Annotated in this window: 20 protein-coding genes; 12 read left to right on the plus strand and 8 right to left on the minus strand. The window is 58.8% G+C overall.

The window, feature by feature from the left end; translation table 11 throughout:
- Position 1 precedes the first annotated feature (1 nt).
- Entirely contained in the window at positions 2 to 2,242 is a 2,241-nt protein-coding gene (locus FIU92_RS11090; RefSeq protein WP_152458627.1) for a xanthine dehydrogenase family protein molybdopterin-binding subunit, read from the plus strand.
- A gap of 155 nt (positions 2,243 to 2,397) precedes the next feature.
- On the opposite strand, the gene FIU92_RS11095 is transcribed toward FIU92_RS11090, so the two are convergent.
- The 6 genes from FIU92_RS11095 to FIU92_RS11120 all read right to left on the minus strand — a co-directional run bounded on the left by FIU92_RS11095 (position 2,398) and on the right by FIU92_RS11120 (position 7,477).
- On the minus strand, positions 2,398 to 2,844 hold the full coding sequence (locus FIU92_RS11095) for an autotransporter domain-containing protein (protein WP_152458628.1): 447 nt from the start codon (positions 2,842 to 2,844) through the stop codon (positions 2,398 to 2,400).
- Positions 2,845 to 2,886: 42 nt separating this feature from the next.
- Positions 2,887 to 3,108, minus strand: a complete 222-nt coding sequence (locus FIU92_RS11100; protein ID WP_152458629.1) for a hypothetical protein — start codon at positions 3,106 to 3,108, stop codon at positions 2,887 to 2,889.
- A gap of 65 nt (positions 3,109 to 3,173) precedes the next feature.
- Complete coding sequence (locus tag FIU92_RS22775; protein ID WP_172978486.1) at positions 3,174 to 3,314, minus strand: hypothetical protein; 141 nt, start codon at positions 3,312 to 3,314, stop codon at positions 3,174 to 3,176.
- 531 nt (positions 3,315 to 3,845) lie between these two features.
- Entirely contained in the window at positions 3,846 to 4,625 is a 780-nt protein-coding gene (locus FIU92_RS11110; RefSeq protein WP_152458630.1) for a gamma-glutamyl-gamma-aminobutyrate hydrolase family protein, read from the minus strand.
- 219 nt (positions 4,626 to 4,844) lie between these two features.
- Positions 4,845 to 5,270 (minus strand): heme-binding protein, encoded by a 426-nt coding sequence (locus FIU92_RS11115; RefSeq protein WP_152458631.1) that lies wholly within the window; start codon positions 5,268 to 5,270, stop codon positions 4,845 to 4,847.
- Between the two features lie 71 nt (positions 5,271 to 5,341).
- Entirely contained in the window at positions 5,342 to 7,477 is a 2,136-nt protein-coding gene (locus FIU92_RS11120; protein WP_152458632.1) for a malate synthase G, read from the minus strand.
- Between the two features lie 206 nt (positions 7,478 to 7,683).
- Between FIU92_RS11120 and pepN the strand changes: the two genes are divergently transcribed.
- From pepN to FIU92_RS11155, 7 genes are all read left to right on the plus strand, one after another.
- Positions 7,684 to 10,236: an aminopeptidase N gene (gene pepN / locus FIU92_RS11125; RefSeq protein ID WP_152458633.1), complete on the plus strand. Its 2,553-nt coding sequence runs from the start codon at positions 7,684 to 7,686 to the stop codon at positions 10,234 to 10,236.
- Positions 10,233 to 10,661, plus strand: coding sequence for a hypothetical protein (locus tag FIU92_RS11130; protein ID WP_152458634.1), 429 nt, complete (start codon positions 10,233 to 10,235; stop codon positions 10,659 to 10,661). Before pepN ends, FIU92_RS11130 begins: the two co-directional genes overlap by 4 nt.
- Positions 10,662 to 10,790: 129 nt before the next feature.
- Positions 10,791 to 12,050, plus strand: a complete 1,260-nt coding sequence (locus FIU92_RS11135) for a hypothetical protein (RefSeq protein WP_253282402.1) — start codon at positions 10,791 to 10,793, stop codon at positions 12,048 to 12,050.
- An 81-nt stretch (positions 12,051 to 12,131) separates the two neighbouring features.
- Complete coding sequence (gatB, locus tag FIU92_RS11140) at positions 12,132 to 13,643, plus strand: Asp-tRNA(Asn)/Glu-tRNA(Gln) amidotransferase subunit GatB (RefSeq protein WP_152458635.1); 1,512 nt, start codon at positions 12,132 to 12,134, stop codon at positions 13,641 to 13,643.
- 147 nt (positions 13,644 to 13,790) lie between these two features.
- Positions 13,791 to 15,047 (plus strand): peptidase T, encoded by a 1,257-nt coding sequence (gene pepT, locus FIU92_RS11145; RefSeq protein ID WP_152458636.1) that lies wholly within the window; start codon positions 13,791 to 13,793, stop codon positions 15,045 to 15,047.
- A gap of 80 nt (positions 15,048 to 15,127) precedes the next feature.
- Positions 15,128 to 15,547, plus strand: a complete 420-nt coding sequence (locus tag FIU92_RS11150) for a DUF4177 domain-containing protein (RefSeq protein ID WP_152458637.1) — start codon at positions 15,128 to 15,130, stop codon at positions 15,545 to 15,547.
- Between the two features lie 196 nt (positions 15,548 to 15,743).
- Positions 15,744 to 16,820: a PLP-dependent cysteine synthase family protein gene (locus FIU92_RS11155; RefSeq protein ID WP_152458638.1), complete on the plus strand. Its 1,077-nt coding sequence runs from the start codon at positions 15,744 to 15,746 to the stop codon at positions 16,818 to 16,820.
- Between the two features lie 13 nt (positions 16,821 to 16,833).
- Here FIU92_RS11155 and FIU92_RS11160 read toward each other — a convergent pair whose 3' ends face one another.
- Positions 16,834 to 17,088 (minus strand): BolA family transcriptional regulator, encoded by a 255-nt coding sequence (locus tag FIU92_RS11160; RefSeq protein ID WP_152458639.1) that lies wholly within the window; start codon positions 17,086 to 17,088, stop codon positions 16,834 to 16,836.
- 107 nt (positions 17,089 to 17,195) lie between these two features.
- Between FIU92_RS11160 and FIU92_RS11165 the strand changes: the two genes are divergently transcribed.
- Complete coding sequence (locus tag FIU92_RS11165; RefSeq protein ID WP_152458640.1) at positions 17,196 to 17,822, plus strand: J domain-containing protein; 627 nt, start codon at positions 17,196 to 17,198, stop codon at positions 17,820 to 17,822.
- A 167-nt stretch (positions 17,823 to 17,989) separates the two neighbouring features.
- A complete protein-coding gene (locus FIU92_RS11170) occupies positions 17,990 to 18,544 on the plus strand; it encodes a hypothetical protein (protein ID WP_254705299.1) in 555 nt (184 codons plus the stop codon).
- 160 nt (positions 18,545 to 18,704) lie between these two features.
- On the opposite strand, the gene FIU92_RS11175 is transcribed toward FIU92_RS11170, so the two are convergent.
- Complete coding sequence (locus FIU92_RS11175; protein ID WP_152458641.1) at positions 18,705 to 19,592, minus strand: Hint domain-containing protein; 888 nt, start codon at positions 19,590 to 19,592, stop codon at positions 18,705 to 18,707.
- A gap of 454 nt (positions 19,593 to 20,046) precedes the next feature.
- Here FIU92_RS11175 and cobS point away from each other — a divergent pair, with 454 nt between their 5' ends.
- Together cobS and cobT are read left to right on the plus strand one after the other, a co-directional pair.
- Positions 20,047 to 21,033: a cobaltochelatase subunit CobS gene (gene cobS, locus FIU92_RS11180; RefSeq protein ID WP_152458642.1), complete on the plus strand. Its 987-nt coding sequence runs from the start codon at positions 20,047 to 20,049 to the stop codon at positions 21,031 to 21,033.
- Between the two features lie 121 nt (positions 21,034 to 21,154).
- Positions 21,155 to 23,032, plus strand: a complete 1,878-nt coding sequence (gene cobT, locus FIU92_RS11185) for a cobaltochelatase subunit CobT (RefSeq protein WP_152458643.1) — start codon at positions 21,155 to 21,157, stop codon at positions 23,030 to 23,032.
- Positions 23,033 to 23,082 lie beyond the last annotated feature (50 nt).

Below are 23,082 nucleotides of genomic sequence, written 5' to 3' on the forward strand. Positions count from 1 at the left end.
AATGGCTTCCGTTGGAAAAATCCTCCGCCGTACGTTCCTGATCGGCTCTGCCGCGATCGTTGGCGGCGTGGCCTTCGGGGCCTATTACGTGACCCGCCCCGCGGCCAACCCCTTGAAACCCCGCGAAGGCGAGGCAGCGCTGAACCCGTTTGTGCTGATTGACCAGAACGGCGTCACCTTGTTCGCGCCCCGCGCGGAAATGGGTCAGGGCGTCCGAACCACATGGGCCGCGCTGATCGCCGAGGAACTGGATGTCGATCTGGATCAGATCACCGTTCTGCACGGCCCCGCAGCGGCGGCCTATTACAACTCGGCCCTTGTGGGCGAAGGGTTGCCGAACAAGGGATACGATATCTCGAATTTCCAGCACAATCTGGGCGAGGCACTGGGTGTTCTGGGCAAGACGCTCAGCCTGCAAGTCACGGGTGGCTCGACCTCGATGAAAGATGGGTTTGACCGGATGCGGCAAGCCGGTGCTTCGGCCCGTGAAACACTCAAACGCGCGGCCGCAAACCGGTTGGGCGTCGACCCTTCGGATCTGAAAACGGCGTCAGGCCATGTCATTGCCCCCAACGGCGACAAGATCGCCTATTCAATGCTTGCCGAAGATGCCGCCGGGCTGGAACCCGTTGAGGTGCCGTTGCGAGACCCCTCTGAATGGCGCTATCTGGGCCGAAGCCAACCGCGTCTCGACATGGTTGGCAAGGCGACGGGCACCGCTGAATTCGGCGTCGATGTCCGCCTGCCCGGCATGAAATTCGCCAGCGTGCGAATGAACCCCAAACTGGGCGGCGCGATGAACGGCTTTGACGACAGCGCCGCAAGATCCATGCCCGGGGTTGAGAAGGTCGTCGATCTGGGCACAGGCGTGGCCGTGATCGCAAACAACACATGGTTGGCCAACCAGGCAGTCGAGGCCATTGACGTCGATTGGGGCGACGCGCCCTATCCGCCGGAAACCGAAGAGATCTTTGCCAGGATCGCCGAGGCGTTTGACGACGCACCGAATTCGACCATGCGCGACGACGGCGATGTCAGCGCAAGCCCGGAAAACGCCACTGAAATCACCGCCGAGTATCGCGTACCCTATCTGGCCCATGCAACGATGGAGCCAATGAATGCCACCGCGCTCTACACGGGAAATGCGTTGGAGCTCTGGTGCGGCAACCAGGCCCCCACACTGATTCAGTTCCGCGTTGCCAACACTGCCGGTCTGGATATCGAAGCCGTCCAAATCCACACCACCTATCTGGGCGGCGGGTTTGGTCGCAGGGGCGAACTGGATTTCGGCGAAATCGCTACCAAGGTTGCCATGGCCATGCCCGGCACACCGGTTCAGACAACCTGGAGCCGCGAAGAGGACATGCGTCACGACTATTTCCGCCCCGGCGCCATCGCCCGGATGCGCGGCGCGGTTCAGGACGGCAAGGCCGTGCTCATTGACGGGAAGGTCGCGGCCCAATCTCCGACCCAACAGGCGGTCGAGCGCTACACCGGGTTCCCCGGCGGCGGCCCTGACAAGGTGCTGGTCGAAGGTTTCTTCAACCAGCCCTACGCGGTACCGAATTACCGCATGAGCGGCCACATTGCTGATTTGGCTGTTCCCGTGGGGTTTTGGCGCTCGGTCGGCAACAGCCATAACGGCTTTTTTCACGAGACATTCATGGATGAGATGGCTCATGCCGCAAGCCGTGACCCGCTGGAGTTCCGGCTGGACCTGATGAAGAACGAACACGCGCCGTCGGCGGGATGTTTGGAAGCCGTGAAGGACATGTCAGGCTGGACGGGTCAAACGACCGAAGGCGTCGGCCGGGGCGTGGCCTTCACATACAGCTTCGGCACCCCGGTGGCCCAGGTCATCGAAGTGGTCGACGAAGACGGCACCATCCGCATCAGCAAGGCCTGGATTGCCTGCGACATGGGGCTGGCGCTGGACCCGGAAAACGTCAAGGCACAGATGTTCGGCGGCATGATGTACGGCCTGTCTGCCGCATGTTTCGGCGAGATCACCTTTGCGGAAGGCGAAGTCGAGCAGTTCAACTTCCCCGACTATGACGCGATGCGGATGCACACAGCCCCGCAGGTCGAGGTGCGCGTGCTAGAAACCAATCGGCATATGGGCGGTGCGGGCGAGCCCGGAACACCGCCTTCGATGCCGGCACTTGGCAATGCGCTATTCGACCTGACGGGTAAGCGCACACGTTCCCTTCCGCTGATCAATCAGTTCAACCTATTGATCTGATCGGTTTGGCGCCGCCTTTTGACTTGAGGCGGCGCTTTCCTTTTTCGCCGCTTGAGGATCAGAAGCTGACAGAAAGAAAAATGGACGCTTCGGTCGTATCCAGATCATCTTCGAACAAACTCAGATATCCCAGTGTCGCTTCGACAAAAACGGTCTCACTCGCGCGCGCGCACCCCCACGCGCGAGGCCCAAGTCAAGTCGGTCTGCGATCCAGCGCCAAATCCAACATTTTCACGGTCGAACCAGTAGGTCGCGCTCAGCGTCGCAAACGGAGACACGATTGATCGCGAAGTGACAAATGGCCTGCTGATTTCCAACTCAGGTGTTAAGGCGCTGTAACTCGCTGAAGCAACTTCGCCAACTATGTTGACCGGAACACCTGCCACAGTGCCGCTCAGATCATAGTCTTCTGCGCTGTAATTGTAATAGTCATAGGCAATCGACGGACGTAACAGGAAATTCCCGGCCTCGTACTGACCGATCGCCTCCAGATTGGCTCGCCACCGGGTCCGGTCGAAATCGCCACTTAACCCCAGCACGTTCACATCCGTCGAAAACTCGCCGAAGGTCGCCAGTCCATTCAGCACCCATCTCTCGGACATGCGCCAGGCAAAATAGGGGCCCGCAACAAGCCCTTTAGTGTCTTATCTGAATTGACCCTGAAACCCTTCGACATCAAGGTTTTCATATTCAACCTGAAATCCAACGACCAAGTCCGGCCTGACAAGCCTGTCGAACCCCGCCGCAAAATAGTTGTCATTTATGTCGACTTCTTTGACCCCGCGCGTGTCTTCGATTTCGGTATAGGTGAAATCTGTCCATACATTCCATGTGGACGGCGGCGCGAGATCTCGGCCTTCGGTCAAAGGAGGGCCCACAATAGGAGCGGTAACAGAGGGATCACATAATGCCGCGTCAAGTTTACCCGTCGCTACGTCAACACACTCAATACCGACAGCTTATGCCCCGTCAGCAGCACTTTGAGGTCGAGCACGAGGTATAGCGGCCGCAGTTCCGCCTCCAGCAAAACCACCACCAGAGCCACCTGAACCGCCTCCGCCGCCACCTCCACCGGGCAAGCTCCAGTTTCTCTGTTGGTTTTGCGTATCGATCAGGCAATCTTTGCCATTTGGTGCTCCACCGATTTCGAACAATCGGTGCACTCCACCATTTCCGTTAGAGACAAAGGGTGAAAAGCTTAGGTGAACGCCTCTGCGAGACTTGTTCCACGTGTCCACCGTTGTGTTGCCTTGCGCGGCTTCCAAACGAAAACCGCCTTGCTCAGTCGCAGACAACCAATCGGAGGATGCTGAATCACGCGTGCGTCCGATGTAGAGCAACTCACCTAAAGAACCACACTGCTGCGCGTCACTTCAGCTGCGAAACCGGAAGTTGCTAAAAATGTCACTGCGAGAAACCTAACTGAACACAGTCGCCTTTGGGTTGATCCTTGCATATCTCAATCTCGCACCGTTTCGTGGCATCGGGGGCAAGCATTCAGACCTGCTGGCGGATAAACAAAGGTATTGGACTCGTCTCATAAACAATTATTCGAATGTTGCGTTTCAGAGACGGGGAATCGAGGGCAGCCCGCTGGCGCCGGTCAAGCAGATTGCCTTAGCCTTGCAGAACGATTTCTAAAATTCCAGTTTCTAACCGCATCGCCGAAGGCTTCGAACAGGGGGCGCGAGACCGGGTCATTGATCGCATCCCATTCCGGGTGCCATTGAACCGACAAGGTAAAGCCGGGCGCATCCTTGATATAAATCGCCTCGGGCGTCCCGTCCGGTGCATGGCCATCAATGACCACGCGCTGCCCAATCGTTTTGATGCCCTGACCGTGCAAGGTGTTGGTCATGACCTCGGTTGCGCCGAACAGTTTGTGGAAAACGCCGCCGTTTTCCAGTGCCACCACATGACGCAGAGCAAACTTTTCCTCCAAGGTTCCATCGGGCGGCATCCGGTGGTTCATCCGCCCCGGCAGATCGCGGATCTCGGGATAGAGCGTTCCGCCCATGGCAACGTTAACTTCCTGAAACCCCCGGCAGATGCCCAAAAACGGTTGTCCCCTTTCAACGCAGGCGCGAACCAACGGCAGAGTTATGGCGTCGCGTGCCCGGTCGAATTCGCCATGTGCATCGGTTGCAGGTTCCCCGTATTCTTCCGGGTGCACGTTCGGGCGACCGCCTGTCAGCAGAAAGCCGTCACAGACCTCCAGCAACTCATCTACCGACACGTAACGCGGATCTGCGGGTATCAACAACGGAAGACATCCTGACACGTTGGCCACGGCATCCGAATTCATCGTTCCCCCAGCATGTGTGGGGTATTGATCGTTCATGAGGTACGAGTTGCCGATGATACCGACGACAGGCCGAGACATTCCGCTTTCCCTGCTGTTGTTGTGCCTGTCAAGGAAGCTAGCGGCAGCGGATTTAACGTGCAAGAATACACGCCCTGCATGAAAGCGCAGGGACGTGTTCGAGGACGCACTGAACGTTCTGGTTTACCCAACTTAATTGGAAAAATTTTCCAACAAACAGCTACGCGGGGGAATAATTTCGCCACTCAGATCGAGAGACGTATAAATACAACGCTCTCGTTAAATCTCACCGATCAGGCCGGCTGCCTCAATTCCCGCCATTGCGGCCAGCGCATCATTGTCTGATGTGTCTCCGGTAACCCCAACGGCGCCGATCACGGCCCCCTTGCGATCACGCAACAGCACGCCACCCGGAACAGGCACGACCTGACCACCATAGACGCCATTTACAGAGGCCATGAAATAGGCTTGTGTTTCGGCGCGCTGCATCTGCGCGGTGCCCGCCATTCCCAGCATGACCGACCCATAGGCCTTGCCCTGCGCAATCCCGAACCGGCCCGGTGCTGCACCATCCTCGCGCTCGAACGCAATGACATGCCCACCGGCGTCCAGAACCACGACGGAGAGCGGCTTCAACTCCATCTCTCGGCCCTTTTCCAGGGTTTTTCGGATGATGGTGCGGGCCTTGCGTAGGGAAACTGACATCTGAAGGTCCTCTCGTCAGATTGAAGTTCGACAAAGCCCACAAACGATCGGTCTGTGGGCTTTTTTCGGTGTTATCTTTGGCTGGCTTTCAATTCCAGACGGCGCGCATGTAGGACCGGCTCGGTATAGCCCGAGGGCTGAACCCGGCCCTTGAACACCAGATCGCATGCGGCCTGAAAGGCGATACCGTCAAATCCCGGCGCCATCGGTATATAATTCGGATCGTCTTCATTCTGGCGATCCACGACAGCGGCCATCTTTTGCAGTGCGGCCATAACCTGAGCTTCATCCACGATGCTGTGATGCAGCCAGTTGGCCAGTGCCTGCGACGAAATCCGGCACGTCGCGCGGTCTTCCATCAGGCCGACATCGTTGATGTCGGGCACCTTGGAACAGCCCACGCCCTGATCGACCCAACGCACGATATAGCCGAGGATACCCTGCGCATTGTTTTCAAGTTCACGCGTGATTTCCTCGTCACTCAGATTGCGCCCAGCCAGCAAGGGGATGGTCAACAGATCCTTCAACGTACCACGTGCGCCGCCTGCGGCCAGCTCGTCCTGACGGGCCAGCACATCGACCTTGTGGTAATGCGTTGCGTGCAGGGTCGCGGCCGTGGGCGACGGCACCCAGGCACATGTCGCTCCAGCCATCGGGTGGCCGATCTTGGCCTCAAGCATATCGCCCATGCGATCCGGCATGGCCCACATGCCCTTGCCGATCTGCGCCTTGCCCTTCAAGCCACAGGCCAAACCAATATCGACATTGCGATCTTCATAGGCCGCAATCCATGGCGTATTCTTGATGTCGCCCTTGGGCAGCATCGGACCGGCCTCCATCAAGGTATGAATTTCATCGCCTGTCCTGTCCAAGAAACCCGTATTGATAAAGGCGACCCGTGATTTTGCGGCGCGAATGCACTCTTTGAGGTTGACCGAGGTGCGGCGTTCCTCATCCATGATGCCCAGTTTCACCGTGTTGCGCGGCAGGCCCAGAATGTCTTCGACCATGTCGAATATCTCGACCGAGAACGCGACTTCCTCGGGTCCGTGCATCTTGGGCTTCACCACATAGACAGAGCCCTCGACAGAATTGCCCCCGTCTTGCTTCAGGTCGTGCATGGCGATCAGGGTGGTGCACAGAGCATCCATAAGGCCTTCGCCGATCTCGCGCCCTTCTGCGTCAAGCACGGCCGGGTTGGTCATCAGGTGACCCACGTTGCGCACCAGCATCAGTGACCGGCCTTTCAGCTTGGCCTGATCACCCGACGGAGTGGTAAAGCTCAGGTCCTCGGCCAGTTTTCGAGTGAACGTGGTGCCGCCCTTGGTGACTTCTTCGGTCAGGTCGCCTTTCATGAGGCCCAACCAGTTGCCATAGGCCACGACCTTGTCGGCAGCATCGACGCAGGCAACCGAGTCTTCGCAATCCATGATGGTGGACAGCGCGGCTTCCAACCGGACATCTGCGATGCCCGCAGGATCGGTCGCACCTATGTTACTTGTGGGGTCGATCATGATCTGGATGTGCAGACCGTTGTTTTTCAACAGCACAAAGTCGGGCCTGTCCGCCGAACCGCCAAACCCGGCAAATTGGGCGGGATCGCCCAGCGCAGGGGTCAGCGCACCGTCGGTGATACCCAATTCGGTGACATCCGCCCATGATCCCGACGCCAGAGGCACGGCATCATCCAGAAACGCCTTGGCCCATGCGATCACCTGCGCGCCGCGCGCCGCATCATAGCCACCGCTTGCCGGCAGATCCCCCATTGCATCCGTTCCGTACAGCGCATCATAAAGGCTGCCCCAGCGCGCGTTGGCCGCGTTCAGGGCAAAGCGTGCATTGGTAATCGGAACAACCAGTTGCGGGCCCGGGGTCAGGGCGATCTCGGGGTCGACATTGGCCGTTTCAATCTGGAACTCGTCGCCTTCTTCGACCAGATACCCGATCTCTTTCAGGAAAGCCTCATATTCAGCGGCATCGGTGTTCTGCCCCTTTCGTGACATGTGCCACCCATCAATGCGGCTTTGGATCTCGGCCCGTTTGGCCAGCAGCTCACGGTTTTTCGGCCCCAGTTCGTTCACCATCCGCGCCATGCCGGCCCAGAACTTCTGCGAAGAGACGCCCGTGCCCGGCAGCGCCTGCGTCTCGATGAACTCAGCCAAAACCGGATCGATCTGCAGTCCGCTCAGGGTCTGTCTGTCCGTCATATTCCTGCTCTCCTGCGATTGTGCGCCATTGTATGCACTGTGACTTAGGCGGAAAGTTTCCGATAGGCAACTTTCATCCCGTCATTTGGGGCTTTCGCTTCGGCTTGAAGCTGTTTCAAAAACCTCAAGGCAATGGCGGGGCCGGTTGCAGCGCCGGAACGAAGCCCCTAACGTCGCGCCAGTCCCGAACAGATACGAGGCCCAAGATGCGCGACGCTGCCCCTACCACGATCTACCTGAAAGACTACACACCGTTTGGCTATCTGGTGGACAGCGTGCACCTGACCTTTGATCTGGACGCGCACGCCACGCGCGTCACCTCGCGCATTGCGTTCCGGCCCAATCCTGACGCTACTGACCGCACATTCTTTCTGCATGGGGAAGAACTGAAACTGATCCGCGCCGCCATTGACGGGGCCGAGATCACGCCGGACGTGACCGATAAAGGACTAACCGCAGATGTCCCGGACGCGCCGTTCCTGTGGGAAGCCGAGGTCGAAATCGACCCCGGAAACAACACCGCGCTGGAAGGTCTGTACATGTCGAACAGCATGTACTGCACCCAGTGCGAGGCCGAGGGGTTCCGCAAGATCACCTTCTACCCCGACCGGCCGGACGTGATGTCCACCTTCACCGTTCGGATCAATGGCGACCTGCCGGTTCTGCTGTCGAACGGCAACCCGTCGGGCAAGGGCGATGGCTGGGCCGAGTGGGTCGATCCATGGCCCAAACCCGCCTATCTGTTCGCTCTGGTCGCCGGAGACCTGATCGCACATCCCGGTCAGTTCACCACCAGATCAGGTCGCACCGTCGAACTGAATCTCTGGGTCCGTCCCGGAGACGAGGGGAAATGCGCTTTCGGCATGGAGGCGTTGAAGAAGTCGATGAAATGGGACGAGGATGTCTATGGCCGTGAATACGATCTGGACGTCTTCAACATCGTCGCCGTCGATGACTTCAACATGGGCGCGATGGAAAACAAGGGGCTGAACATCTTCAACTCGTCGGCCGTTCTCGCCAGTCCCGAAACTTCGACCGACGCCAATTTCGAACGGATCGAGGCGATCATCGCGCATGAGTATTTCCACAACTGGACCGGCAACCGCATCACCTGCCGCGACTGGTTCCAGCTGTGCCTCAAGGAAGGTCTGACAGTTTTCCGGGATGCGCAATTCACCTCCGACATGCGCTCGGCCCCGGTGAAACGCATCCACGACGCGATAGACCTGCGTGCCCGGCAGTTCCCCGAGGACAACGGTCCGTTGTCGCATCCTGTGCGCCCCGAAAGCTTTCAGGAGATCAACAACTTCTACACCGCCACCGTCTATGAGAAGGGTGCCGAGGTGATCGGCATGCTGAAACGGTTGGTCGGGGATGCGGCCTATGCCAAGGCGCTTGATCTGTATTTTGAACGCCATGACGGTCAGGCCTGCACGATCGAGGACTGGCTGAAGGTTTTCGAAGACACCACTGGGCGCGATCTGACACGATTCAAACGTTGGTACAGCCAGTCGGGCACTCCGCGCATCAGGGTTGAGGAAAACTGGGCCGACGGCACCTATACACTTACGCTGAAACAGCGAACCGATCCCACGCCGGGACAGGAGGAGAAACTGCCTCAGGTCATCCCGGTTGCAGTCGGCCTGCTTGGGCCCAACGGCGATGAGGTTCGCGCGACCGAGGTGCTGGAACTGACGCAGGCCGAACAAAGCTTTGCGTTCACTGGTCTCGCGGCGAAACCCACAGCATCGATCCTGCGCGATTTCTCGGCACCTGTCATTCTTGAACATGACCAGTCCAACGCGGAACGCGCGTTTCTTCTGGCGCATGACACGGACCCGTTCAACCGATGGCAGGCAGGGCGAGATCTGGCACAGGACACCCTGATGCGGATGATCCTTCAGGATGCGGCACCGGATACCGATTACCTTGACGGAGTGTTGGCCGTGCTGCGCAATGACGAACTGGACCCGGCCTATCGTGCGTTGATGCTGGGATTGCCGACACAGTCGGAATTGGCAGCGGCCCTGCATGACCGTGGCCACACGCCCGACCCCATGGCGATCTGGGCCGCAGTGGAAACGCTGCGGCAGGCAACTGCCCAGAACGTACAGGATTTGCTGCCCCGCCTACACAGTGAGGCTTTGGTGGACGGCCCCTACAGCCCGGACGCCGAGCAGTCCGGCAAACGGGCACTTGGCAGCGCTGCGCTGGCACTGACCTCTCGTCTGGACGGCGGGGCTATGGCGGCCGAGGCGTACGACAAGGCGGACAACATGACATTGCAACTGACGGCATTGTCTTGCCTTTTACGCGCCCGCAAGGGTGAGGCGCAGCTGGATGCCTTCTACGACCAATGGCAGCACGACCGTCTGGTCATGGACAAGTGGTTTGGCCTGCAAGTCGCGATGGCGGCGCCCGAGGCGACGCCCGCAATTGCCGCGACCCTGACCGAGCATTCCGATTTCAACTGGAAAAACCCGAACAGATTCCGCGCCGTCATGGGGGCCTTGGCGATGAACCACGCAGGGTTCCACCAGCCGGATGGCGCCGGATACGCCCTGCTGGCCGACTGGCTGATCCGTCTGGACCCGGTGAACCCACAGACCACGGCCCGAATGTGCTCGGCGTTCCAGACCTGGAAACGGTATGATCCGGATCGTCAGGCCTTGATGCGTGCGCAGCTTTCCCGCATCGCGGAAACACCGAATCTGTCGCGGGACACGACCGAAATGGTGTCCCGCATCCTCGGCGCATGACGCCTTACAGCTTTGCCCGCAGCAACCGGAGTTTGCGAACGCCGGCCATCCTGGCCGGTGTTTATGCGGCGTTGCTGGCGCTGGTTGTCCTGTTTGACGCGGCCTGGTGGATCGCGGGGCTGCTGTCTTTGGCCACGCTGCCCGCAGTTTGGGACGTGGTTCAGAACACCAGCGCAGGCATGCAACTGGATCAGGATGCACTAAGCTGGTTCACGGGGAACCGGCAGGCAGAGGTCGCGCTGCGCGACATCGACCATTTCCGGTTTGACACCCGTTGGGATTTCTCGGTTCGAGTGTCGATTGTTTTGCATTCCGGCAAACGAATCCGTCTGCCGGATGAGTCGCTTCCGGCGCATCTGGATTTGGAAACCCTTCTGAAACAAGCCGGATTTCGCGTAGAACGGCATCATTTCACTGTTTTCTGAAACACTGGACCTTTGAGGGGCGAATTGGACACAAAAGAAAGAAATTATTAGGCAATTTACTTGATTTGAACCCGATATCCCGCCAGACTTCGGTGTCAGTTATACGTTTTTACAGTTTTGAGTATCGCCATGTTTCGGTCGCTAAGGGCACTGTTCGCCCCATCCACAGCTACTCCTACAAATGCTTCAGCAGACCTGTGCGCGACAAAATCCGCGCTTGCGGCCGCCTTGCCCGAGCAGGGTCAGCTCAATATTCCCGTTGCAAAACCCGACCGCGATGATCTGATCGGACATTCCACGATCGCACATGGCCGCTACCTCGCCCGGCAGGACCGCTGGGCAGAGCTGTCGCAGGAAATGCGCGTGGCTGATCAGGATCGCGCCGCCGTTGCAGATGGTATGCCGGTGGCCGATCTGCTGGCCTTCGGTGCCAGATCTGACGTTGTTCTGGCCGCTGAACATGCGCTCTCGGATGGCGCGGCCATTTCGGATTACGACCTGTTGGGTGGCATCTCGGAACTTGAAGGCGAGATGGCGGACAACCCTGATGACCCGATGATCGCCACCGTCGTTGCTCTTGCCCATATCGATCTGGCTTGGGCATGGCGCGGAACGGCCTCGGACGCGACGCTGCCACCTTTGCACCGGTCACGCTGCGCCGCGCATTTCGACCGGGCCGCAGCAATCCTGCCCAAATGCAGAAAGGATGCTCCCGACAGCCCCCTGATTGCAGCGACCGGATGTGCGCTGCTGGCTGGTCAGCGCAAATCCAACGCGCGGGTGGCCGAAGAATACGAACGGCTGATCACGCTGGATCCATGCAATCAGCGCCACATGCGCGCGATGGGCAGCCACCTTCTGCCCCGGTGGTTCGGCAGCTACGAAGAGCTGGAGCTGCAAGCCTTGCGTACAGCCGCCAGGACACAGGATATCTGGGGCGCGGGCGGATACACATGGGTTCAGTTCGACGCCATTGCATTGGACGAAGAGGCCTGTGCCCGCGTCGATATCGAGTATTTCCTTGAAGGTCTGCGCGATATCCTGCGCCTGCGGCCCGATCAGCAGATGATCAACATGCTGTCATCCTACTGCGCGATCACTGTCCAGAACGGATTTGGCCTGAACGATCAGGCCGACCTTGTCCGTTCGCAGATGCGCGACACGGCAAACCGGCTTATCCGCGATCACCTGACAGAATTGCACCCGTTGATCTGGGCGCATGCGGCCAACGGTTTCAACAATTCCGTCCGCATAAACTCGCCCGAACGATTTGCAGCGCGCGGTCAGCGCGATGCCTTGCGCGCCATCTCGGATCTGTTCCGGGAAGAACTGCGCAGCGGAATGGATGTGACATTCACACCGTCGGGCCTGCGGTTTTCCCAGAACTGAACACGACAGGATTCCCCCTTGCCCCTAGGCCCTCCCGGGCCTAATACGCAGGCTTAGACTTCTGCGGAAATGAGGCGCGCCATGCTCGATCTGACATACGAAATGCCCAAACCCAAAACCATTGCCGGGGCCAAGCACGATTGGGAACTGGTGATCGGGATGGAGGTGCATGCTCAGGTCTCATCCAATGCCAAGCTGTTTTCGGGTGCATCCACCCAATTCGGGGCCGAGCCGAATTCAAACGTGGCCTTCGTGGACGCGGCGATGCCGGGGATGCTGCCGGTGATCAATGAATACTGCGTGGAACAGGCCGTGCGCACCGGGCTGGGCCTGAAGGCGGATATCAATCTGAAATCGGCCTTTGACCGCAAGAATTATTTCTACCCCGACCTGCCGCAAGGGTATCAGATTTCCCAGCTCTACCACCCGATCGTGGGCGAAGGCGAAGTGCTGGTCGAACTGGGCGACGGTACCGCGCGCAAGGTGCGGATTGAGCGTATCCACATGGAGCAGGACGCGGGCAAGTCGATCCACGACATGGATCCGCAAATGTCCTTCGTCGACCTGAACCGCACCGGTGTCTGCCTGATGGAGATCGTCAGCCGCCCCGACATCCGCGGGCCGGAAGAGGCCGCGGCCTATATCGCCAAGCTGCGTCAGATCATGCGTTACCTGGGCACCTGCGACGGCAACATGCAAAACGGCAACCTGCGGGCCGATGTGAACGTCTCGATCTGTTTGCCGGGTGCTTATGAGAAGTATCAGGAAACACAGGATTTTTCGCATCTGGGCACGCGCTGCGAGATCAAGAACATGAACTCGATGCGCTTCATCCAGCAAGCGATCGAGGTTGAAGCCCGTCGTCAGATCGCCATCGTCGAGGCCGGCGGCGAGGTCGAGCAGGAAACGCGTCTGTACGATCCGGACAAGGGTGAAACCCGTTCGATGCGGTCCAAGGAAGAAGCGCATGATTACCGCTATTTCCCCGACCCCGACCTGCTGCCTCTGGAAATCGAGCAGGCCTGGGTCGATGATATCGCCGCCAGGCTGCCCGAGCTGCCCGACGAGAAAAAATCGCGTTTCATCAATGACTTCGGACTGACCGACTATGACGCATCTGTGCTGACCGCCGAGGTCGAATCCGCCGCCTATTTCGAGGAAGTGGCCAAGGGCCGCAACGGAAAACTGGCGGCGAACTGGGTCATCAACGAGCTGTTCGGCCGCCTGAAGAAAGACGACCGCGACATCACCGGCTCGCCGGTTTCGCCCGCGCAGCTGGGCGGGATCATTGACCTGATCGCCTCGGACGCGATTTCGGGCAAGATCGCCAAAGAACTGTTCGAGATCGTCTATACCGAAGGCGGCGACCCGGCGCAGATCGTCGAGGAACGCGGCATGAAGCAGGTGACCGACACCGGCGCGATCGAGGCCGCGCTGGACGAGATCATCGCCGCCAACCCGGCGCAGGTCGAGAAGGCCAAGGTGAACCCGAAACTGGCGGGCTGGTTCGTGGGTCAGGTCATGAAAGCCACCGGCGGCAAGGCGAACCCGAAAGCCGTCAACGAACTGGTCAGCAAGAAGCTGGGCTCGTAAACCTTTCTTTTTTTACAAGCCTGCCGGCAATCTTTGGCGGGTTTGTACAATCCGGTTTCTCACGAAATCTCAAGACTTGGGGTCAAGCCATCGGCTTGACTTCCTGCTTTTCGCGCCCTTTCCTCCGCCACAGAGAGGTGAGGTATTATGCAAAGCAGATTTGATCAGGAACTCGAAGACCGGCTGGTGCGCTATGCCGCCATCGACAGTCAAAGTGACGAGACATCCCCGACGACCCCGAGCACTCAGATCCAGTTCGACATGCTTAACCTGTTGCGTGATGAGCTGATCCAGATCGGCGCGCAGGATGTTGAGATGACGGGCGACAGTGTTGTCGTCGCGACCATTCCCGGAACGGCGCCGGGGCCGACCGTGGGCTTTCTGGCCCATGTCGATACGGCCCCTCAGTTCAACGCAACCGGCGTCAAGCCGCGGGTGATCAAGGGGTATAACGGTGGCGACATCACCTTTCCGGACAACCCGGATCTGGTTCTTTCTCCGGATGACCACCCCTATCTGGCCGAAAAGATCGGCCACGACCTGATCACCGCGTCGGGCACAACCCTGCTGGGCGCGGACGACAAGGCCGGTGTATCGATCCTGATGACGATGGCGCGGCACCTGATCGAAAATCAGGACATTCCACATGGCCCTATTCGTATCGCGTTCACTCCGGATGAAGAGATCGGCCGGGGCGTCACGGAACAACTTCCCAAGGATCTGGGCGTGGATTTTGCCTATACGCTGGATGGGCAGCAAGTGGGTGAGATCGAGTATGAAAGCTTCTCGGCCGACCGCGCCGTAATCCGGATCGAGGGTGTTTCGATCCATCCCGGCCTGGCCAAGGAAAAGATGGTGAACGCCACGCATCTGGCGGCAAAGATCGTGCAGACATTGCCTCAGGCCACCATGACGCCGGAAACCACGGACGGGCGCGAAGGCTTCATCCATGTCACTGACATGAACGGCGGATCATCCGAGATGGAGATCAAGCTGATCCTGCGTGATTTCGAGATGGACGGGCTGGAGGCGCAACGAAACATCGTGCGGCAGGTCTGCGCCGCCGTGCAGGCCACGGAGCCGCGCGCAACCATCACCTGCGACATCAGCCACCAGTACCGCAACATGCGGTATTGGCTAGAAAACGACATGACTCCGGTCGAGCTGGCGCGGGATGCGTGTCGCGAACTGGGGGTTGAGCCGCTGTCGGTACCGATCAGGGGCGGCACGGACGGATCCCGCCTGACCGAATTCGGCACCCCCTGCCCCAACATCTTCACCGGGATGCAATGCGTTCACGGCCCGTTGGAATGGATTTCAGTGCAGGACATGGCGCTGGCGACGGAATTGTGCCTGTCGGTTGTGGCCAAGGCGGCACAGGCCGAAGCGAATGATCAGAGCTGAATTCCGCCGGATGGGCAAGGGCTCTTTCACCCGGGGGGCAGCGTGTTAAGTTGGCGCGGAAACGCATTTAGGAACAGTAGATGAAGCGCTACGAATACAAGGTCATCCCCGCCCCGCAAAAAGGTGTCAAAGCCAAAGGCGTGAAAACGGCCGAGGGCCGCTTTGCCGTCTCGGTCGAGCAACTGCTGAATCAGATGGGTCAGGATGGCTGGGAATACCAGCGGGCCGAGCTGTTGCCCAGCGAGGAACGCTCGGGTCTGACCGGATCGACCACGAATTGGCGCAATGTGCTGGTGTTCCGCCGCGTGGTGGAAGAGGAAATCGATGCCTCGTGGGTCGGCGCAGTACCTGAGATGGATGACACCCCGCTGGCCCAGCCGATTCCGGGTCCCGAAGAGGTACAGGCCCCGAAACCAATTGCCGCAGAGACGGACGAGCCGCCTTTGTCGTTGAAGCGGTCTGATGACGCCGTTGATGAAAGCTGCCCTTCGAAAACATAGGCCTGGGGGCTGGTACGACCGCCAGACCAAATGCAATCGACCTGTGGTCTTGTGCAGAACGTCCGTTTTCTCACTGACGTATCTCGAGGCAATCCGGGTTCGGCCATTGTCTTTATAACCATATTGGAAAGCAAAAAGGGCTACACCCTCGGGTAATCTGTGGCATGTTAGCCGGATATTCTGGAGGGACATCGAAATGGCTATTCGGCAGACACAAGGGCGGACACGCCTGTATGACAGCATTCTAGACACGGTCGGTGACACGCCCTGCATTCGGGTCAATCGGATCGCGCCCGAGCATGTGACCGTCTATGTGAAGTTCGAGGCCTTCAACCCGGCAGGCTCGGTCAAGGACAGACTGGCGCTGAACATCATCGAGGCGGCGGAACGTGACGGGCGGCTGAAGCCCGGACAAACCGTTGTCGAAGCGACATCCGGCAACACCGGGATCGGGCTGGCCATGGTGTGTGCGGCCAAGGGATATCCTCTGGTCGTGACAATGGCCGAGAGCTTCTCGGTCGAACGGCGAAAGCTGATGCGGTTTCTGGGCGCCAAGGTTGTTCTGACCCCCAAGGCGCAAAAAGGGTTCGGCATGTATACCAAGGCCAAGGAATTGGCCGAGGAAAACGGATGGTTCCTTGCCAGCCAGTTTGAAACTTCTGCCAACGCCGATATTCACGAAAACACGACGGCGCGCGAAATTCTTGCCGATTTCGAAGGGCAACGGCTGGATTATTGGGTGACGGGCTACGGGACCGGTGGCACCGTTTCGGGTGTTTCGCGCATACTGCGGAAAGAGCGGCCCGACACCAGGATCATCCTGACCGAACCGGCAAATGCCGCAATCGTATCATCAGGTTACGTCAATACGCGCAACGCTGACCATCAGCCGACCGAAAGCCACCCCGATTTCGAGCCCCACCCGATTCAGGGCTGGACACCGGATTTCATCCCCTGGGTTCTTCAGGAAGCCATCGACAATTCATACTATGACGAGTTGATCCCCATTCCCGGACCCGAAGGGATCGCATGGTCGCGCCGGCTTGCAGCCGAAGAAGGGATATTCACCGGGATTTCGGGCGGATCGACCTTTGCGGTGGCCATGAAGCTGGCCGAATCCGCGCCGGCAGGCTCTGTCATACTGGTCATGTTGCCGGACACCGGCGAGCGATACTTGTCGACCCCCCTGTTCGAGGGAATCGAAGAGGTCATGACACAAGAGGAATACGCCATCTCGGCATCTACGCCGTCCGCGCAGATGGAGGCTAGTTGACACGTAAAGGTCTTCAGACGCCGATATCCAGGGCCAGCGCGTGGATGCGCGGCACGATGTCGCCCAGCGCCTTGTGTACCGCACGGTGGCAGGCGACGCGGGATTTGCCTTCGAATGCGCTGGCGCGGATACGAACGTTGAAGTGGCTTTCACCACCTTCCTGATATCCCGCATGGCCCCTATGGCTTTCGCTGTCGTCGATCACTTCAAGCTCGCGCGGATCAAAGGCGGCTTGCAGGCGGGTTCGGATCTCGTCGGTCACACTCATTTTTTTGCTTAGCGGCAAAAATATTGCCGCACCCCTCTTCTACTTTCGGCTGCTTAGATTAAACTGCTGCCTCCGAGTCGAAAAGACGCGTTCTTGAGGATTAGAGCATGGCGAAATCAGACCCCTTCGGATTCGATATGTCCGTTTCCAGCGCCAAAAAGAAGAATCCGCGGGGACGCCGGGGCATGTCGGGTGCCTCTGAAACCTCGGTCCGGATCTGTGACCACGAGGGATGTGAAGAGCCGGGAAAGTTCCGCGCGCCAAAAGCACCGGATGTCCTGGATGATTATTTCTGGTTCTGCCAGCAACACGTGCGGGAATATAACCAGAAGTGGAATTTCTTTGACGGCACCACCGAAGCCGAGCTGAACGCGCAGCGTTCGAAAGACAAGGTTTGGGAGCGCGAGACCAAGCCGATGGGCGACCCCGAAGCACGTGCCTGGGCCCGTTTGGGGATCGAGGATCCGCATCAGGTTCTTGGTGCCAACAGCACGCAGAACAAAGGCCGCACGACGGGTGGCGGCGGACGACGCCTGCCGCCGACCGAACGCCGTGCGATCGAGATTCTCGAGGCCAATGACAGCTGGACCAAGGCCGAAGTTCGCAAAGCGTACAAGAAGCTGATCAAAGTGCTGCATCCGGACATGAACGGCGGCGACCGCTCGCAGGAAGAGCAGTTGCAGGAAGTTGTCTGGGCCTGGGATCAGATCAAGGACAGCCGGAACTTCAAGTAAGGGCACGGCTTTGCTTGCTTTGCGTTCGCGGCGCGCCCTGCCTGAATGGTTGGGTGCCGCAGACGACACAACCTGAAAAAACTGCGCAAGTTCCGTATGGAACCCTGTTTCATTCCACACGAAAGTGGTGGAGGATTTGGGGCAGGAGTTTCCAGGGATCAAGTTCGTTGCGCACATCCATTTGCCTGTTGCTCGTCTCGCTAAGCGGGCTCATCGCTGCCAGTTTCATTCCGACTGACGCGGATTGGTTGTTCCTTTTGGCGCTGATTTGCGTGATGGCCAGCACAACCCTGTTCATACGGGCCTTGTTCAGGTGGCGCCGGGCCAATACATGGATCATCGTGGACGGCTCGAACGTCATGCACTGGAAAGATGGCACGCCGGATCTGGGTACGTTGAAGAAGGTCCTTGAGACTTTGAAGCGCGCAGGGTTCAAACCGGGCGTCATGTTCGATGCGAATGTCGGGTACAAAGTCGAAGGCCACTATATGGACGACCGAAAGCTGAGCCGCGCCCTGGGCCTACGATCCAAGCAGGTCATGGTGGCCCCCAAAGGGACACCTGCGGACCCGCTGATCTTGCAGGCGGCGCGGGATAGCAAGGCACGCATCGTCACAAATGACCGGTTTCGGGATTGGGTAGACGAGTTTCCGGATGTGTTGAAAGCTGACCGTCTGGTAAAAGGTGGCTTTCGCAAAGACGAGCTTTGGTTTTCGCTATAGTCAAGCGACAGTTGACCCAAGGCACAGATGTGTAAGGCCATCACAACGGTGCTGCACTGAGAAATTGCCTAAGGCAACTGATCCGAGAGAACACATTTTAAGGGGTTTGTTGAGGCCAGGGATCAAACCAGGGGCGGTTCGGATTACAACTATTCGCGCTTTAGTCCGGGTATGAGCTTCGCAATGCAATTGCTTCCCGGCGCTTCAAACAACTTAAGCGAGTTTGCTGCGACACTGCGGTGCCGTCACGCAATTCGGGGAACAGTGCGAGCAGTTCTTCGACGTCTTCACGACAGAAAGACTTCAGCGCTGTGTCGCCCAGAAAAAGACTTTCGCTACGTAGCCCCTGCGAGTGCAATACCGCGTGTCGAGAGCAGGCAATGTGGTAATATGTGATGTCTTCACCCGTGTGCACCTGCTGAATTGTTCCGTCATTCACCAAGTGGATTGCCGCAACAAAGACCCGATCTTGTCCGAACAACAACTCGGCGCGCCAGCCTTCCAGCATGATCCGATGTTGCGGGGACACAAAAACATCCTGGTTGGGTTGACCCTTACAAATCGCGTCGCGCCGAATGCGAACGGGTCTAAATTTCGGTTGCAAAGCCAGTGTTTGTGCACTCAGCACTTTTTTCCCGATCCACAAAATCGGCAGCGTTTTCCCACCTGACACGCACACTCTGTCACCGATCATCAGGTTCTCGACCGGGCGTGGACCGGCCTCGGTCTCGATCAGGGTTCCAGCAACAAAACAGGGCGGATTGTTTGGATCAAGATCTCCGGTTGTGATTTGCCAGTTTCCGGTTGTCATTGGCCCGGTGGGGTTGTTGGTGTCCCAGGCATAGATTTCGGTTCCAACCTGAATAAACTCACCAGATTCGCCGGTACCTCTGTAGTTACCTTGTCCGAGATACGTGTAGGGTACGAACGGACCACCGTTGATCGAAATCGTTTGACCCGAGACAGTGGCTGGATCGGTCTTGTTTTGGACGATCAAGTCGCCTTGCCCGCTTGTGTTGACCGAATGAAGTAAGACATCAAACGACATACGTTGTATCCGCCAAGCAGGTTGGACCACAAGGGAACTCGCAACGAACAAGTTCCCTCCGTGTGTTGACTGAACAGAACACCACGGACCTCACAAACTCACAAAGAACGCCAAAAACCACATCTAAAAGACATGTTAACGCGCCGAAGCAGCATTTCAATGTTAGTATGTTAATGTTTGCATTTGAACGAGGCACAAAGGTTGTTGCCAGCCTTTCACCGAGGACTTCTGGGTTATGCGCAATCGGCCTCAAAGCTTGTTAACGCGAGGTGCCAAATCGTAGCGTGGGTCATCACTCTGGAATGACACCCCACGCGCAACGATAGGGCCAGTTTGCAAGAAAAACATGCGCACCTCTGGGCACCTTTCGCTTTCCCTTGCCCTTGCCCGCAATATGTTGCACCACACACGGGTTCAAACCCGGTGAACGGGCCAAAGGATAAGGACTAGGCGCATGGCTGACGGATCGATCGATATCAACGCAAAACCTACCGAGGATATCTCGGTCCGTGACGTGTTCGGCATTGACAGCGACATGGCGGTCAAGGGTTTCGCCGAGCGCAGCGACCGGGTGCCGGTGATCGATCATACCTACAAGTTCGATCCGGAAACCACGCTGGCGATTCTGGCGGGCTTTTCCCATAACCGTCGCGTGATGATCCAAGGCTATCACGGCACCGGCAAATCGACCCACATTGAACAGGTCGCTGCCCGTCTGAACTGGCCCGCCGTGCGTGTGAACCTCGACAGCCATATCAGCCGGATCGACCTGATCGGCAAGGACGCGATCAAACTGCGCGACGGCAAGCAGGTGACCGAGTTCCACGAAGGCATCCTGCCCTGGGCGTTGCGCAACCCGGTTGCCATCGTGTTCGACGAATACGATGCGGGCCGCGCAGACGTGATGTTCGTGATCCAACGTGTGTTGGAGCATGACGGAAAGCTGACCCTGCTGGATCAGAACGAGATCATCACCCCGAACCCCAACTTCCGCCTGTTTGCCACCGCCAACACGGTCGGTCTGGGCGACACCACGGGTCTGTATCACGGCACGCAGCAGATCAACCAGGCGCAGATGGACCGCTGGTCGCTGGTGTCGACCCTGAACTATCTGAGCCACGACGCCGAGACGATGATCGTTCTGTCGAAGGCACCGCATTACAACACCGCCGAGGGACGCAAGACCGTCAGCCAGATGGTCACCGTCGCCGACCTGACACGGACCGCCTTCATGAATGGCGATCTGTCCACCGTCATGAGTCCGCGGACCGTGATCAACTGGGCTCAGAACGCCGAGATTTTCCGCAACGTGGGCTATGCGTTCCGCCTGTCCTTCCTGAACAAGTGCGATGAGCTGGAACGCCAGACCGTGGCCGAGTTCTATCAGCGCTGCTTCGATGAGGAGTTGCCTGAAAGCGCCGCGAGTGCGAGCTTGGGGTAAGCACCCGAATTGCGCCCGGAGCGGGCGCAATGCCTCCGGCGGGGATATTTTTGGCCAGATGAAGACGGATCCGTTACTGTTTTCGACGCCGGGCAGGCCAGTACTATGAGGGCTTAAGGACATGGCACAGAAGAACGACAACCCCGCCGATCCGTTCAAGAAGGCCTTGGCCGAGGCCACCAAAGTCATGGCCGATGACCCCGAACTGTCGGTGACCTATACGGTGGACCCTTCGGGCATGACGGGCGAGTCGATGCGGCTGCCTCAGGTCTCGCGCCGGATGACGCGCGAAGAAGTGCTGTTGGCGCGTGGCACGGCGGACGCCTTGGCGTTGCATCGCAAGTATCATGACGACGCGACCCATGCGCGCTATGCGCCCCTGGGCGATATGGCGCGGGATCTGTACGAGGCGATGGAGACCGCCCGCTGCGAGGCGATGGGCGCGCGGGACATGCCGGGCACCGCCAGCAATATCGACGTCAAGATCGGGCATGAAGCAATCCGGCGTGGGTATGATCAGTGCAAGCAACCCGCCGATGCACCTCTTTCGGTTGCGGCAGGCTACCTGATCCGGCATCTGGCCACCGGGCGTGATCTTCCGCCTGCTGCCGAAAACATAATGAACCTGTGGCGTGGATTCATCGAAGAGCAAGCGGGTGGGACGTTGGAGAATCTGGACGAGATTCTCTCGGATCAGGCGGAGTTTGCCAAATTCGCCCGTCAGGTGATCAAGGATCTGGGATATGGCGACCAGCTTGGGGATGACCCCGATGAGTTGGACGACGAGCAGGAAGACCAGGCCGAGGAAGACGCCGAAGAACAGCCCGATCCGGACAGCACCGGTCAGGATGATCAGGACGAACAGGACGCCGACGCGACCCCTGAGCAGACGCAGGAAGAGCAGCAGGATCAGTCTCAGGCCCAGGTCTCGATGGACGAAATGGCCGAAGACGAGATGGGTGACGAGGCTGAGATGCCGGATGGCGAGGCGCCTCTGGAACCGCCTGCCCCACCGCCGGCATCTGAAGCGGACCCGGATTACAAGGTCTATCTGGACACTCATGACGAAGAGATCGCCGCCGAGGATCTGGCCGAACCGGCCGAACTGGAACGTCTGCGGGCCTATCTGGATCAGCAGCTGGAGCCCTTGAAAGGCGCGGTGTCGCGTCTGGCCAACAAGCTGCAACGCCGATTGCAGGCGCAGCAGAACCGCAGCTGGGAGTTCGACCGCGAGGAAGGCATTCTGGACGCGGGCCGATTGGCACGAGTTGTGGCGAATCCGACCACTCCGCTGAGCTTCAAGGTCGAAAAAGACACCGAGTTCCGCGACACGGTGGTAACGCTGCTGCTGGACAATTCGGGGTCGATGCGCGGACGTCCGATTTCGATCGCCGCCATCTGTGCCGATGTTCTGGCGCGGACGCTGGAGCGGTGCAATGTAAAGGTCGAAATTCTGGGCTTTACCACGCGGGCGTGGAAAGGCGGTCAGGCACGTGAGGCATGGCTGAACGATGGCCGCCCGCAACAGCCGGGCCGTCTGAACGACCTGCGCCACATCATCTACAAGGGCGCGGACGCCCCTTGGCGTCGTGCGCGGCCCAATCTGGGTCTGATGATGAAAGAGGGCCTGCTGAAGGAAAACATCGATGGGGAAGCTCTGGAATGGGCGCATCGCCGGATGCTGGCGCGGCGCGAGCAGCGCAAGATCCTGATGGTGATCTCGGACGGCGCGCCGGTCGATGATTCGACGCTGAGCGTGAACCCGGCCAACTATCTGGAAAAACACCTGCGCGACGTGATCGCGATGGTCGAAAAACGCAAGATGGTCGAACTTTTGGCCATCGGCATCGGCCATGACGTGACCCGGTATTATGACCGGGCGGTGACGATCACCGATGTAGAGCAACTGGCCGGCGCGATGACCGAACAACTGGCAGCTCTGTTTGACAGTGACCCGCGGGCGCGGGCGCGGGTCATGGGGATGAGAAAGGCCGGCTGAGGCTGATCTTCTGCCCGGCGGGCGCATTTCCCCGAGGGTGACATGTTTTT

This window comes from Ruegeria sp. THAF33, from assembly GCF_009363615.1.
Taxonomy (GTDB): domain Bacteria; phylum Pseudomonadota; class Alphaproteobacteria; order Rhodobacterales; family Rhodobacteraceae; genus Ruegeria.

Bases quoted from the DNA above. Each gene is read 5' to 3' on its own strand.
- pepT (WP_152458636.1), top strand. From the start codon at position 13,791: ATGCAAAGCAGATTTGATCAGGAACTCGAAGACCGGCTGGTGCGCTAT.
- FIU92_RS11135 (WP_253282402.1), top strand. From the start codon at position 10,791: ATGTTTCGGTCGCTAAGGGCACTGTTCGCCCCATCCACAGCTACTCCT.
- pepN (WP_152458633.1), top strand. From the start codon at position 7,684: ATGCGCGACGCTGCCCCTACCACGATCTACCTGAAAGACTACACACCG.
- cobS (WP_152458642.1), top strand. From the start codon at position 20,047: ATGGCTGACGGATCGATCGATATCAACGCAAAACCTACCGAGGATATC.
- FIU92_RS11130 (WP_152458634.1), top strand. From the start codon at position 10,233: ATGACGCCTTACAGCTTTGCCCGCAGCAACCGGAGTTTGCGAACGCCG.
- FIU92_RS11160 (WP_152458639.1), bottom strand. From the start codon at position 17,088: ATGAGTGTGACCGACGAGATCCGAACCCGCCTGCAAGCCGCCTTTGAT.
- FIU92_RS11115 (WP_152458631.1), bottom strand. From the start codon at position 5,270: ATGTCAGTTTCCCTACGCAAGGCCCGCACCATCATCCGAAAAACCCTG.
- cobT (WP_152458643.1), top strand. From the start codon at position 21,155: ATGGCACAGAAGAACGACAACCCCGCCGATCCGTTCAAGAAGGCCTTG.
- FIU92_RS11120 (WP_152458632.1), bottom strand. From the start codon at position 7,477: ATGACGGACAGACAGACCCTGAGCGGACTGCAGATCGATCCGGTTTTG.
- FIU92_RS11165 (WP_152458640.1), top strand. From the start codon at position 17,196: ATGGCGAAATCAGACCCCTTCGGATTCGATATGTCCGTTTCCAGCGCC.
- FIU92_RS11095 (WP_152458628.1), bottom strand. From the start codon at position 2,844: ATGTCCGAGAGATGGGTGCTGAATGGACTGGCGACCTTCGGCGAGTTT.
- gatB (WP_152458635.1), top strand. From the start codon at position 12,132: ATGCTCGATCTGACATACGAAATGCCCAAACCCAAAACCATTGCCGGG.
- FIU92_RS11175 (WP_152458641.1), bottom strand. From the start codon at position 19,592: ATGTCGTTTGATGTCTTACTTCATTCGGTCAACACAAGCGGGCAAGGC.
- FIU92_RS11090 (WP_152458627.1), top strand. From the start codon at position 2: ATGGCTTCCGTTGGAAAAATCCTCCGCCGTACGTTCCTGATCGGCTCT.
- FIU92_RS11110 (WP_152458630.1), bottom strand. From the start codon at position 4,625: ATGTCTCGGCCTGTCGTCGGTATCATCGGCAACTCGTACCTCATGAAC.
- FIU92_RS11150 (WP_152458637.1), top strand. From the start codon at position 15,128: ATGAAGCGCTACGAATACAAGGTCATCCCCGCCCCGCAAAAAGGTGTC.
- FIU92_RS11155 (WP_152458638.1), top strand. From the start codon at position 15,744: ATGGCTATTCGGCAGACACAAGGGCGGACACGCCTGTATGACAGCATT.